At 71.4% G+C, this 12,131-nt stretch carries 10 protein-coding genes and 1 pseudogene; 9 read left to right on the top strand and 2 right to left on the bottom strand.

Annotated elements, in window-relative coordinates; translation table 11 throughout:
* Positions 1 to 22: 22 nt before the first annotated feature.
* The 7 genes from rseP to lpxB all read left to right on the top strand — a co-directional run bounded on the left by rseP (position 23) and on the right by lpxB (position 8,880).
* Positions 23 to 1,180, top strand: coding sequence for an RIP metalloprotease RseP (gene rseP, locus HPY23_RS11015; protein WP_091884159.1), 1,158 nt, complete (start codon positions 23 to 25; stop codon positions 1,178 to 1,180).
* 337 nt (positions 1,181 to 1,517) lie between these two features.
* Entirely contained in the window at positions 1,518 to 4,058 is a 2,541-nt protein-coding gene (gene bamA / locus HPY23_RS11010) for an outer membrane protein assembly factor BamA (RefSeq protein ID WP_091884162.1), read from the top strand.
* 176 nt (positions 4,059 to 4,234) lie between these two features.
* On the top strand, positions 4,235 to 5,290 hold the full coding sequence (lpxD, locus tag HPY23_RS11005) for a UDP-3-O-(3-hydroxymyristoyl)glucosamine N-acyltransferase (protein WP_091884165.1): 1,056 nt from the start codon (positions 4,235 to 4,237) through the stop codon (positions 5,288 to 5,290).
* 203 nt (positions 5,291 to 5,493) lie between these two features.
* Positions 5,494 to 5,949 (top strand): 3-hydroxyacyl-ACP dehydratase FabZ, encoded by a 456-nt coding sequence (gene fabZ / locus HPY23_RS11000; RefSeq protein WP_395413591.1) that lies wholly within the window; start codon positions 5,494 to 5,496, stop codon positions 5,947 to 5,949.
* The gene (gene lpxA, locus HPY23_RS10995; protein ID WP_091884168.1) at positions 5,946 to 6,794 is read left to right on the top strand and encodes an acyl-ACP--UDP-N-acetylglucosamine O-acyltransferase; all 849 of its coding nucleotides are present in this window, start codon (positions 5,946 to 5,948) and stop codon (positions 6,792 to 6,794) included. The genes fabZ and lpxA overlap by 4 nt, the downstream gene beginning before the upstream one ends.
* Positions 6,794 to 7,693, top strand: coding sequence for an LpxI family protein (locus HPY23_RS10990; protein WP_091884170.1), 900 nt, complete (start codon positions 6,794 to 6,796; stop codon positions 7,691 to 7,693). Before lpxA ends, HPY23_RS10990 begins: the two co-directional genes overlap by 1 nt.
* Complete coding sequence (lpxB, locus tag HPY23_RS10985; RefSeq protein ID WP_060848123.1) at positions 7,690 to 8,880, top strand: lipid-A-disaccharide synthase; 1,191 nt, start codon at positions 7,690 to 7,692, stop codon at positions 8,878 to 8,880. Before HPY23_RS10990 ends, lpxB begins: the two co-directional genes overlap by 4 nt.
* Positions 8,881 to 8,883: 3 nt before the next feature.
* Here lpxB and HPY23_RS10980 read toward each other — a convergent pair whose 3' ends face one another.
* On the bottom strand, positions 8,884 to 10,026 hold the full coding sequence (locus HPY23_RS10980) for an aldo/keto reductase (protein WP_236012803.1): 1,143 nt from the start codon (positions 10,024 to 10,026) through the stop codon (positions 8,884 to 8,886).
* Positions 10,027 to 10,126: 100 nt separating this feature from the next.
* Here HPY23_RS10980 and HPY23_RS10975 point away from each other — a divergent pair, with 100 nt between their 5' ends.
* A complete protein-coding gene (locus tag HPY23_RS10975) occupies positions 10,127 to 11,014 on the top strand; it encodes a LysR family transcriptional regulator (RefSeq protein ID WP_200601867.1) in 888 nt (295 codons plus the stop codon).
* 8 nt (positions 11,015 to 11,022) lie between these two features.
* Here HPY23_RS10975 and HPY23_RS10970 read toward each other — a convergent pair whose 3' ends face one another.
* Positions 11,023 to 11,550 (bottom strand): peroxiredoxin, encoded by a 528-nt coding sequence (locus HPY23_RS10970; protein WP_060848126.1) that lies wholly within the window; start codon positions 11,548 to 11,550, stop codon positions 11,023 to 11,025.
* 385 nt (positions 11,551 to 11,935) lie between these two features.
* Here HPY23_RS10970 and HPY23_RS32970 point away from each other — a divergent pair.
* Positions 11,936 to 12,131: pseudogene (locus HPY23_RS32970) on the top strand (hybrid sensor histidine kinase/response regulator); the annotation flags it as partial.

Genomic DNA, 12,131 nt, shown 5'->3' with positions numbered 1-12,131 from the left:
GCCGCGCCGCATCGAGGTGACCATGGATCTGCTTAACGCCGTCGGCGGCGCGACGACGAACCTGCTCGGCTACATCGTGCCGTTCCTGTTCGTCCTGACCGTCGTGGTCTTCATCCACGAGCTCGGCCACTTCCTGGTCGGGCGCTGGTGCGGCGTCGGGGTGACCAGCTTCTCGATCGGCTTCGGGCCCGAGATCGTCGGCTTCAACGACCGCCGCGGCACCCGCTGGAAGCTCTCGGCGATCCCGCTCGGCGGCTACGTCAAGTTCGTCGGCGACATGAACGGCGCCAGCGTGCCGGACCAGAACGCCATGGCGCGGATGAACCCGGCCGACCACGCGGTCAGCTTCCACGGCAAGAACGTCTGGAAGCGGGTCGCCATCGTGGCGGCGGGCCCGGTCGCCAACTTCCTCCTCGCCATCGCGGTCTTTGCCGGCGCGGTCTACGCCACCGGCCGCTACGAGGTGGCGCCCCGGGTCTCGGCGGTGCAGGCGGGCAGCGCGGCGGAGCGGGCCGGCTTCCAGGCCGGCGACGTGGTGCTGACGATCAACGGCAGCGCCATCCACAACTTCGCCGACATGCAGCGCACCGTCTCGGGCGCGGCCGGCGACCGGCTCGACTTCACGGTCGAGCGCGGCGGCGTCACCACCCCGCTCACCGCGACCCCCGACGTCTACAAGGACAAGACCCCGTTCGGCACCCAGCGCATCGGCCGGCTCGGCATCCAGGGCCCGCGGGACGCCGCCGACGTGAAGTTGGTGCAGTACGGCGCCCTCGATTCGCTCAAGATCGGCGTCGCCGAGACCTACTTCGTCGTCGACCGCACCTTCAGCTACATCGGCAAGCTGATCACGGGGCGCGAATCCGCCGACCAGCTCTCGGGACCGATGGGCATCGCCCGGGTCTCGGGCCAGGCCGCCAAGGTCGGCGGCATCGGCGCCCTCGTCGGACTGATCGCGGTCCTGTCGGTCTCGATCGGCCTCATCAACCTCTTCCCTGTGCCGATGCTCGATGGCGGCCACCTGATGTTCTACGCCGTCGAGATCGTCCGCGGCCGCCCCTTGAGCGAGCGGGCGCAGGAGATCGGCTTCCGCATCGGCCTCGCGCTGGTGCTGATGCTGATGCTGTTCGCGACCTGGAACGACATCCTGCATATCGGCGGCTTCAACCGCGGCACCTGACCGGCGCCTCCCCTCCCCCGGAAAAACGCCGTCCGCGCGAAAGCCCGGGCGGCGTTTCCGTGATTCCGCGCAATTTTCATAAAAAGCGTTCCATTCCGGGGCTTTCGCTCCGAGGCGGCATTCATCGCGCGCTGACCGTGCCCTGTGAAAAGCGTGGCCGTGGGCCGTGACAGGAAGGCAACGTCTGGGCAAAATCCCGGCAGGTCGGGAGCGTGGCGTTTGCGTCGCCGGGGATTCCCGATAGAAGCAGGGCTAGGACCAGGGGACTTCGACCTCGCGAGAGTTCGATCGTCTGCGGGTGCAAACCCGTGCCGACAAAAAATGAGACGGGCCATTTATGATGTCGATGACGGGTAAGCGCCGGCGTGCGTCGGCGAAGGGCGCCATTGTCATGGCCGCCACCATCGCCGCCAGCGGCAGCGCCTTCGCGCAGCAGATTGTCGTCCAGGGCAACTCCCGGATCGACCCGGATACCGTCCGTTCCTACGTGGTCGGCGTGTCGCCCGAGGAGGGCCGCCGCAACCTGATCGCCAGCGGGATGTTCTCGGACGTGCGGGTGTCGCACAGCGGCGGACGCATCGTCGTCTCGGTGCGCGAGAACAACACGATCAACCGCGTCTTCTTCGAGGGCAACAAGAAGGTCGAGAAGGCGACGCTCGAGGGCATCGTCGAGTCGAAGTCGCGCGGGCCCTACAGCCAGGCGCAAGTCAACTCGGATCTCGAGCGCATCCGCGAGGTGTACCGCCGCGCCGGCCGCGGCTCGGCCAAGGTGTCGGTACGCACCGTCGACCTGCCGAACGGTCGCGTCGACGTGGTGTACACCGTCGACGAGGGTGACAAGACCGGCATCAAGGAGATCAAGTTCGTCGGCAACCAGGCCTATTCGGACGGTCGCCTGAAGGACCTGATGACGCTGTCGGAGATGAATCTCCTCAGCTTCGTCAAGACCTCGGACGTCTACGACCCCGACCGGCTCGCCAACGACCTCGACCTGATCCGGCGCTACTACCTGAAGAACGGCTACGCCGATTTCCGGATCGCCTCGGCCGACTCGCGCTACGACGACGCCGCCGGTGGCTGGATCGTCACCATCACGGTCGAGGAAGGCCAGCAGTACCGCGTCGGCGCGGTCTCGGTCGACTCGCGCATCCCGGGCGTCGACGGCACCGTCCTGCGCGACGAGCTGCGCACCGGCGTGGGCGACGTCTACAACGCCGAGGACGTCGAGAAGACGCTGACCGGCGTCACCACCTCGGTGGCGCGCTCGGGCCATCCCTTCGCCCAGGTCCGCCCGACCGGCGAGCGCGACCGCGCCACCGGTACCGTCGCCCTCGGCTACATCGTCGAGGACGGCCCGAAGGTCTACATCGAGCGCATCAACGTGCGCGGCAACACCCGCACCCGCGACTACGTCGTGCGGCGCGAGCTCGACCTCACCGAGGGCGACGCCTACAACCGCGTCCTGGTCGACCGGGCCGAGCGGCGCCTGAACGGCCTCGGCTTCTTCAAGAAGGTGCGGTTCTCCAACGAGCCCGGCTCCGCCCCCGACCGCGTCGTCGTGAACATCGACGTCGAGGATCAACCGACCGGCTCGTTCTCGGTCGCCGGCGGCTACTCGACGGCGGACGGGATCATCGGCGAGGTCTCGGTCTCCGAGTCGAACTTCCTCGGCCGCGGCCAGTACGTCCGCCTCGCCGGCACCGCCGGCCAGTACACCCGCGGCGTCGACTTCTCGTTCACCGAGCCGTATTTCCTGGGCTATCGCCTGGCGGCCGGCTTCGACGTCTTCAACAAATACAGCGACCAGACCCGCTACTCGCGCTACGTGACCGACGTGGTCGGCGGCCAGCTCCGCCTCGGCCTGCCGATCACCGAGGAGTTCGGCATCACGCTGCGCTACTCGATCTACAACACCGACCTGAAGATCCCGAACACCCTGAAGCGGCCGTACAACGACTGCTCGTTCGGGATCCCCGGCTACACGAAGCTCAACCCGGCCGGCACGATCTACAACGGTCGTGACGTCGGCGGCCTCCCGGCCTACCCGAACTGCGCCTATGACGGCGAAGCGTCGATCGCGCTCAAGGAGGCGGTGGGCTCCACCCTCACCTCGCTCGCCGGCGTGACGCTCGCCTACTCGACCCTCGACAACCTGCAGCTGCCGCGCAACGGCTTCTACGGCGAGCTGAAGCCCGAATACGCCGGCATCGGCGGCGACTCGAAGTTCTTCCGCGTCACCGGCGAGGCCCGCTACTACAAGGAGCTGTACGAGGACGTCGTCGGCTTCGTGAAGTTCCAGGGCGGCCACGTCCAGCCGACCGAGGGCAACTCGCTCCGCGTGACCGACCAGTTCTTCCTCGGCCCGTCGCTGGTGCGCGGCTTCGCGCCGAACGGCATCGGCCCGCGCGACGTCGGCTCGGGCGATGCCCGCTCGAACGCGATCGGCGGCACGACCTATGTCGGCGCCTCGGTCGAGGTGCAGTTCCCGATCTGGGGCCTGCCGCGCGATCTGGGCCTGAAGGGCGCGGTCTTCGCCGATGCCGGTACGCTGTTCGGCTACAAGGGCCGCCGGTCCTTCGACGTCAACGGCGACGGCTTCATCAACGGCTTCAGCCCGACCGGCGGCTGCAACTTCAGCGCGACGGCGATCACCGTCGAGCCGGAATGCGTGAACGTCCGCGACAAGGCCACGATCCGCTCGTCGGTCGGCGCCTCGATCCTGTGGAACTCGCCGCTCGGCCCGATCCGCTTCGACTACGCCTACGCCCTCTCGAAGGACGAGGGTCAGAAGGTTTTCGGCTCCGACGGCACCTATTTCGGCAAGGTCGGCAAGGACCAGACGCAGGCGTTCCGCTTCTCGGGCGGCTCGCGCTTCTGAGGACATCGCGGGGGTGCCCATGGCACCCCTGCCGGGATCGACGGCCGCCGGGCAGCCCGCCCGGCGGCCGTTTTCGTTTGTACCCATTCGATTATGCCGCTAGTCCGGGCGCCCTCCCCTCGATGAGGACGGGCGGGCCGACCCTCCGGCGCACCCGGCCCCAGTGGATGCAGGCGATGTCGGAACCGGTCTTCTTCCCCCTCTCGGGCCCCGTCTCCCTGAGCGAGATCGCGGCGCTCGCCGGTGCGACCCTGCCGCCGGGGACCGACGGCGAGGCGGTGGTCCGGGCCGCGAGCCCGCTCGAGAGCGCGGGTCCCGACGACCTCGCCTACATGGACAACGCCAAGTACGGCGACGCGCTGGCGGCGACCCGCGCCCGCGCCTGCCTGGTCTCGCCGCGCTTCTCCGCCCGGGTGCCGGCCGGCACGGTCGCCCTGGTGACGCCCCAGCCCTATCGCGCCTTCGCGCAGGTGCTGGCCCGGCTGTTTCCGAGCGCGGCCCGCCCGACCTCGCTGTTCGGCGCCACCGGCGTGTCGCCGGGCTCCTTCGTCCACCCGACCGCCCGGCTCGAGCCCGGCGTCGTCGTCGATCCCGGCGTGGTGGTCGGGCCCGAGGCCGAGATCGGCGCCGGGACGGTGCTGGCGGCGGGCTGCGTCGTCGGCCCCGGCGTGCGGATCGGGCGGGGCTGCGCCATCGGCCCCGGCGCCTCGGTGCTGCACGCGTTCCTCGGCAACCGGGTGATCGTGCATGGCGGCGCCCGCATCGGCCAGGACGGGTTCGGCTTCGCCATGGGACCGGGCGGCCACCTCAAGGTGCCGCAGGTCGGCCGGGTCATCATCCAGGACGACGTCGAGATCGGCGCCAACACCACGATCGACCGGGGCGCGAGCCGCGACACGGTGGTGGGCGAGGGCACCAAGATCGACAACCTGGTGCAGATCGCCCACAACGTCGTCATCGGCCGCCACTGCGTGATCGTCGCCCAGGTCGGCATCTCAGGCTCGACCACGCTCGAGGACTACGTCGTGCTGGGCGGCCAGGTCGGGGTGGTCGGCCACCTGCGCATCGGCATGGGCGCGCAGATCGCCGGGTCGAGCAACGTCAACAAGGACGTGCCGGCGGGCTCGCGCTGGGGCGGCACGCCGGCCAAGCCCGTGCGCGAGTGGTTCCGCGAGATGACGACGCTCAAGAACCTCGCGGCGCGCGCCCGCGACGAGGGCGGCGAGGGCTGAGGCCCGTCGGGGCCGGAATTCCGGGATCGGGATTCCATGCTCGAGATTCCGGGGCGCGGACAGGGGCTTGGACCGGGAGCTGGGCCTCCGCCGCGCTCCCGCCGCAAATCGCTTGCATCCGCGCCGCTTCTCGCCAAAGACGACGCACCGATGACCGGAGCGTTTCCGGGGCCGCGATGAGGGAGCCAGACACCATGACCGAGATGCCTGCCGAGCTGGGTACGGCCGACATCCTGCGGGTGATGGAGCTCCTGCCCCACCGCTACCCGTTCCTGATGATCGACAAGATCGTGCAGATCGACCGGGACGAGAGCTGCATCGGCATCAAGAACGTCACGATCAACGAGCCGCACTTCACCGGCCACTTCCCGGCCGCCCCGGTCTTCCCCGGCGTGCTGCTGATCGAGGGCATGGCCCAGACCGCCGGTGCGATCTGCTGCGCCCACAAGCTCAAGGGCGACGCCAAGCCGAGCAAGGTCTTCTTCATGACCATCGACAAGGCGAAGTTCCGCAAGCCGGTCGTGCCGGGCGACGTGGTCGAGTACCACATGCGCAAGACCAGCAACCGCCGCTTCATGTGGTGGTTCAAGGGCGAGGCCAAGGTCAACGGCGTGCTGGTGGCCGAGGCCGAGATCGGCGCGATGCTGGTGACCGAATGAGCGAGATCCAGACCGGCGAGGGCCGGACGGACGACCTGCCCGAGACCCGCATCCATCCGAGCGCGGTGGTCGAGGACGGCGCGGTGATCGGCGCCGGCGTCGAGATCGGGCCGTTCTGCCATGTCGGGCCGCAGGCCACGCTCGGCGACGGCGTCAGGCTCGTGAGCCACGTCGTCGTGGCCGGCCGCACCACCGTCGGCGCCCGCACCCGAATCTACCCGTTCGCGTCGATCGGCCACCCGCCGCAGGACCTGAAGTTCCGCGGCGAGGACTCGACCCTGACGATCGGCGCCGATTGCCAGATCCGCGAAGGCGTGACGATGAATCCCGGCACCGCCGGCGGCGGGCTCGCCACGGTGGTGGGCGATTCCTGCGCGTTCCTCGCCAACAGCCACGTCGGCCACGATTGCCGGGTCGGCAGCCACGTCGTGTTCTCCAACAACGTGATGCTGGCCGGCCATTGCCAGGTGGGGGACTACGCGATCCTCGGCGGCGGCGCCGCGGTGATCCAGTTCGCCCGGGTCGGGGCGCATGCCTTCGTGGGCGGCCTGTCGGGGCTCGAGAACGACCTGATCCCCTACGGCATGGCGGTGGGCAACCGCGCCCACCTGTCGGGGCTGAACATCATCGGGCTGCAGCGCCGCGGCTTCTCCCGGGAGGAGATCCACGCGCTGCGCAAGGCCTACCGCCTGCTGTTCGCTCTCGAAGGCACCCTGATGGAGCGGGTCGAGGACGTGGCGACGGAGTTCGACCAGCACCCCATCGTGCAGGAGATCCTGGCCTTCATCCGCGAGGGCGGCAAGCGCTCGGTCTGCACCCCGCGCGAGGCGCCGGGTCCGGCGTGATGGCCGCCGCGGCGGCCCGCGCCGATCGCCCGCCCGCCTCGCAAGCATCCGGGCCGGTCGCCATCGTGGCCGGCTCCGGCCGGCTGCCGCTCCTCATCGTCGAGGCCCTGGAACGGGCCGGCCGGCCCTGCCGCTTGCTGGCGATCCGGGGCTTTGCCGACCCGGCGACCCGGCGGCGGGCCGACGCCACGGTCGATCTCCTCGACGTGCGCGGCGCCCTCGACACCCTGTGCGGCTGGACTCCCGCCGGGGTGACGCTGGCCGGCGCCGTGGCGCGGCCGAGCCCCGCCGCCCTCCTCAACACGCTGGCCGCCTACCGCAACCGCGAGACCCTGCGCTCGCTGGCGTCGGGCGGCGACGACCACCTCCTGCGCGGCGTGCTGGCGCTGCTCGAGGAGCACGGCCTGCAGGTGCTCGGCGTGCGCGACCTCGCCCCCGGCCTGATGGCGCCGGTCGGCCGTTTCGGGGCGCTGGGGCCGGACGAGGCGGCGGACGCCTCGGTGGCGGCCGGCCGGGCGCTGCTCGCCAGCCTGTCGCCGCACGATGTCGGCCAGGCCGCCGTCGTGGCGAGCCGGCGGGTGCTGGCGGTCGAGGGACCGGAGGGCACCGACCGGATGCTCGACCGCGCGCGGACGCTCGCCCGCCGCCCCCTCGGCCTCGGGCGCGCACCCGCCGCGATGGTGCTGGTGAAGCGGGCCAAGGACGGCCAGGACCTCCGGGTCGACCTGCCGGCGATCGGCCCGCGCACGGTGAAGCGCGCGGCGCAGGCCGGCTGCATCGGCATCGCGGTCGGGGCCGGCGACACCCTGGTGCTCGACCGCGCCGAGACGGTGGCGCTCGCCGACCGGCTCGGCCTCTTCCTCCTCGGCCTGCCGCCCGATCCGGAGCCTGCCCCTTGAGCGACGCGGCCCCGACCGGGCGTCCCCTCACGATCTGGCTGGTGGCGGGCGAGGAATCCGGCGACCAGCTCGGCGCCAAGCTGATCCGCTCGCTCAACGCCGTCTCGGACCGGCCGCTGACGCTCGCCGGCGTCGGTGGCGACGCCATGGCGGCGGAGGGCATGGCCTCGCTGTTTCCGCTCGAGGACGTGGCGGTGATCGGCTACCTGGCGGTCGCCGCCCGCATCCGCCTGCTGATGCGGCGCATCCGCCAGACCGTGCGGGCCTGCGTGGCGGCCCGTCCCGACGTGCTCGTCATCATCGACAGCCCGGGCTTCACCCACGCGGTGGCGAGCCGGGTGCGCCGCCGGCTGCCGGACCTGCCGGTGGTCGACTACGTCAGCCCGAGCGTCTGGGCCTGGCGGCCGTGGCGCGCCAAGACCATGCGCGGCTACATCGACCACGTGCTCGCCCTGCTGCCGTTCGAGCCCGACGCCCACCGGCGCCTCAATGGTCCGGCCTGCACCTATGTCGGCCATCCGCTGATCGAGCGCCTGGGCGAGCTGCGCCCGGGCCCGGCGGAGCAGGAGGCCCGCCGGGGGCCCGAGCCGGTTCTGGCGGTGCTGCCGGGCTCGCGCCGCAGCGAGATCGAGCGGCTGATGCCGGTCTTCGGCGCCACCCTGGCCAAGGTCCGGGCGCAGGGCCACGCCTTCACGGTCGAGCTGCCGGCGGTCGCCCGCCACCGCGCCCTGATCGAACGCCTCTCCGCCGCCTGGCCTCTGCGCCCGCGGCTGATCGACGGCGAGGCCGACAAGCTCGCGACCTTCCGGCGCGCGCGCGCGGCGCTCGCGGCGTCGGGCACGGTGACGCTCGAGCTCGCGCTCGCCGGCGTGCCGATGGTGGTGGCCTACCAGGTACCCAAGATCGAGGAGGTGATCGTGCGCCGCCTGATCCAGGTGCCGACGATCGTGCTGCCGAACCTGATCCTGGGCGAGAACGCGATCCCCGAGCTGATCCAGGCCGAGTGCACGCCCGAGCGGCTGGCGGCGGCGCTCGGGCCCCTCCTCCCCGACGGTCCGGCCCGGGCGGCGCAGGAGGGCGCGCTCGCCCGCCTCGACGCCACGATGCGGCTGCCCGACGGCGACGATCCGAGCCGCAGCGCCGCCCGGATCGTGCTGGCGGCGGCGGGCCGACGCTCTCCGGCCTGACCCCTACTCGCCCCAGCCGCGGACAGCCGCGCCGCCGAACACGACCCGGTCGCGCAAGGGCGGCCGCGACAAGCCGGAGAGCATCGGCCCGCCGTCGCTCGCCGCATCGAGCGCCGCCAGGTGCTCGGGCGAGAGCGCGAGGGTCAGCGCCGTAGCGTTGTCGCTCACCTGATCGGCCCGGCTCACCCCCATCAGGGTCGAGGCGACGCCCGGCCGGCCGATCACCCAGGCGAGCGCCACCCGGGCCGGCGTCTCGCCCGCCTCGGCGGCGACGCGCTTCAAGACCTCGACGATGTTCCAGTTGCGCGCGGTGAACAGGCTGTCGCCGAAGGGGTTGTCGCCGTCGAGGCGCTTGTCGTCGGCCGGGCGTGCGGCCTCGGCCGCCGCGGCCTCGTTCGGCACGCCGTCCCGGCGGCGCGGTCCGGCCTCGACCGCGGCGCGGTCGTACTTGCCGGTCAGGAGCCCATAGGCGAGCGGGCTCCACGGCACGAGGCCGAGGCCGGCCGACCGGGCGAAGGGCAGGTGCTCCCGCTCCGCCCCGCGCTCGGCCAGGCTGTAGAATTCCTGCAGCCCGACCGGCATCGGCCGGCCGCGCAGCCGCGCCATGGTGGCGATCTCGGCCGCGTACCAGGCCGGGGTGTTGGACAGGCCCCAGTAGCGGATCTTCCCGGCCCGGATCAGCGCGGTCATCGTCTCCAGGAGCTCCTCGGCCGGGGTGATCCCGTCCCAGACATGCACCCAGTAGAGGTCGATGACGTCGGTGCGCAGCCGCGCGAGCGACCGGTCGAGGGCGGCGCGGACGTGGCGCGCGCCGTTGCCGCCGGCATGCGGGCCCCGCCCGGTCGCGAACCCGAATTTCGTCGCGATCACCAGGCGGTCGCGCAGGCCGGCCTCGGCGACGAACCGGCCGACCATCTCCTCCGACCGGCCGCCGGCATAGACGTCGGCGGTGTCGATGACGTTGCCGCCGAGGCCGACGTAGCGGTCGAACACCGCGCGGCTGCCGGCCTCGTCGAGACCCCAGCGCGGCGTGCCGAAGGTCATGGTGCCGAGCGCGAGCGGGCTGACGAGCAGCCCGGAACGGCCGAGGGCGCGGAGCGAGTGGAGGTCCATCGGGAAGAATCCTGTCTCGTCGGGGCGGGGCATCCGAGGGATCGCCGCTCGGAGGGCTGCCCCCGAGATGGACCGGGTCCGGCCTGCGGATTAGACGGGACGGACCGCACGGGTTGCTGAAGGATTCTCAGCAGTGGATCGTGATCTCTGGTCCGGGCTCGCCGTCTTCGCGGCCATCGTCGAGGCGGGCAGCTTCGCCCGGGCGGCCGTCCGGCTCGGCCTGTCGGCCTCCGCGCTCAGCCATTCCATGCGGTCCCTCGAGACGAAGCTCGGCGTGCGGCTCCTCGACCGGACCACACGCTCGCTGGCGCCGACGCAGGCCGGCGCGGACCTGCTGCTGAACCTGCGCCCCGCCATGGCGGCGGTCGAGGAGGCGCTGGGCGGCCTGGACGCCGCCCGCGCCCGGCCCGCCGGCCACATCCGGGTCAATGCGCACCGCACCGCGGCCGTGCACGTCGTGCTGCCGCGCCTGGCCGCCTTCGCGGCCACCTGCCCGGACGTCTCGGTCGAGCTCGCCGTCGACGACGGCCTGACCGACATCGTGGCCGAGCGGTTCGATTGCGGGGTCCGGCACGAGGTCGAGCTGCAGCGCGACATGATCGCGGTCCGCATCAGCGAGGCCGTACCGCTCGTCTTCGTCGCCGCCCCGGCCTACCTGGCGGCTCACGGCGACGTGCGGGAGCCGGGGGACCTCGGCCGGCACCGCTGCCTGTGCTACCGCTACACCTCGTCCGGCACGGTCCACGTCTGGGAGTTCGTACGGGACGGGCACCGGTTCGAGCGCGCGGTGCCCGGCGCCTTCGTCACCAACGACGTCGGGGTCATGCGGGATGCCGCGCTCGCCGGCCTCGGCGTCGCCTGCCTGCCGCTCGCCTGCGTCGAGGACGGGATCGCGGCCGGCGCCCTCGTCGAGGTGCTGGCCGGGTGGGCGCCGGTCCTGCCGCCCAACCACCTGTACTACCCGAGCCGCCGCCAGCCGAGCGCCGCGTTCCGGGCCTTCGTCGAGGCGATGCGTACCTGACCCGACGCCTACCGGCTCCGGAGGTAGTCGAGCATCGTCCCGGCATCCGAGACCGTCAGGCCGACGCCCGGCGGGTCGTCGCGAAAGCCCGGCTCGACGAACATCTTGACGATCCGGCCGTCCTCGACATGCATCGCGTAGCGCCAGCTGCGCATCCCCATGCCCTGGCGGCCGCGCTTGACCAGCATGCCCATCTGACGCGTGAAGTCGGCATTGCCGTCGGGCAGCATGAACACCTTCTCGATGCCCTTGGACTTCGCCCATTGGAACATCACGAAGGCGTCGTTGACCGACAGGCAGATCACCTGGTCGATGCCGAGGGCGGAAAAGGCGTCGGCATGCTGCTCGTAGCCCGGCAGGTGGTCGTCCGAGCAGGCCGGCGTGAAGGCGCCGGGGAGCGCGAACAGCACCACGCTGCGCCCGCCGAACACCTCGGCGGTGGTGAGGTCCTTCCACTCGAACGGGTTGGGACCGCCGAGGGCGTCGTTCCTGACGCGGGTGTGGAAGGTCACGTCCGGGACGGTGGCGGGCGGCATCGGAACCTCGCGGGCTGGGGGAGCGGGAAACGGATCGCTCACGACTGAAATGCGCACCGCGAGCCTAGCCCTGGAAACCCTTCGCCGTCACGGCAAAACCGGCCCGCCGCGCCAGATCGGACCGGTCTCTCGGGAACACCCTCCGGGATGCCGGCAAGTCGGGCCCAGGCATCGGCAGCGCCCTCGCCCGAAGATCAGACAGGGCCATGCCACTCCCACCGTGCACGCGATCGTTCCGTAAGGATCCCGCGACAAAGTCGCGCTCCGGGAAGTCGTGCACTATCCTTTGGGGTTGGTTGATATCCCTCGCCCGTGCCTATCTGCTCATGAGGATAGAGGCCTGACCGCGTGTCGCGAGGCTGAGCCAGCGGCTAGGAGGCCCCGGATGGTGGACATATCGGAGAAGCCGGACCTCGGCGGCCTGGGGCCCGCCGTGACGTCGCGCGGCCCGCGGGCCGTGAACGACACTCATTCCGACATCTTCTTCGCCGCCGTCGAGACGACGCGGATGCCGATGATCGTGACCGATCCGCACCAGCCGGACAACCCAATCATCTTCGCCAACCAGGCCTTCCTGCGCA

The sequence above is a fragment of the Methylobacterium ajmalii genome (assembly GCF_016613415.1).
GTDB classification, from domain to species: domain Bacteria; phylum Pseudomonadota; class Alphaproteobacteria; order Rhizobiales; family Beijerinckiaceae; genus Methylobacterium; species Methylobacterium ajmalii.
This window is presented reverse-complemented; position numbering and strand designations above follow the sequence as displayed.

Excerpts from the sequence above, each read along its gene's own strand:
- fabZ (WP_395413591.1), top strand. The coding sequence starts at position 5,494 with ATGCCTGCCGAGCTGGGTACGGCCGACATCCTGCGGGTGATGGAGCTC.
- lpxD (WP_091884165.1), top strand. The coding sequence starts at position 4,235 with ATGTCGGAACCGGTCTTCTTCCCCCTCTCGGGCCCCGTCTCCCTGAGC.
- bamA (WP_091884162.1), top strand. The coding sequence starts at position 1,518 with ATGATGTCGATGACGGGTAAGCGCCGGCGTGCGTCGGCGAAGGGCGCC.
- HPY23_RS10970 (WP_060848126.1), bottom strand. The coding sequence starts at position 11,550 with ATGCCGCCCGCCACCGTCCCGGACGTGACCTTCCACACCCGCGTCAGG.
- HPY23_RS10980 (WP_236012803.1), bottom strand. The coding sequence starts at position 10,026 with ATGCCCCGCCCCGACGAGACAGGATTCTTCCCGATGGACCTCCACTCG.
- HPY23_RS10990 (WP_091884170.1), top strand. The coding sequence starts at position 6,794 with ATGGCCGCCGCGGCGGCCCGCGCCGATCGCCCGCCCGCCTCGCAAGCA.
- rseP (WP_091884159.1), top strand. The coding sequence starts at position 23 with ATGGATCTGCTTAACGCCGTCGGCGGCGCGACGACGAACCTGCTCGGC.
- lpxA (WP_091884168.1), top strand. The coding sequence starts at position 5,946 with ATGAGCGAGATCCAGACCGGCGAGGGCCGGACGGACGACCTGCCCGAG.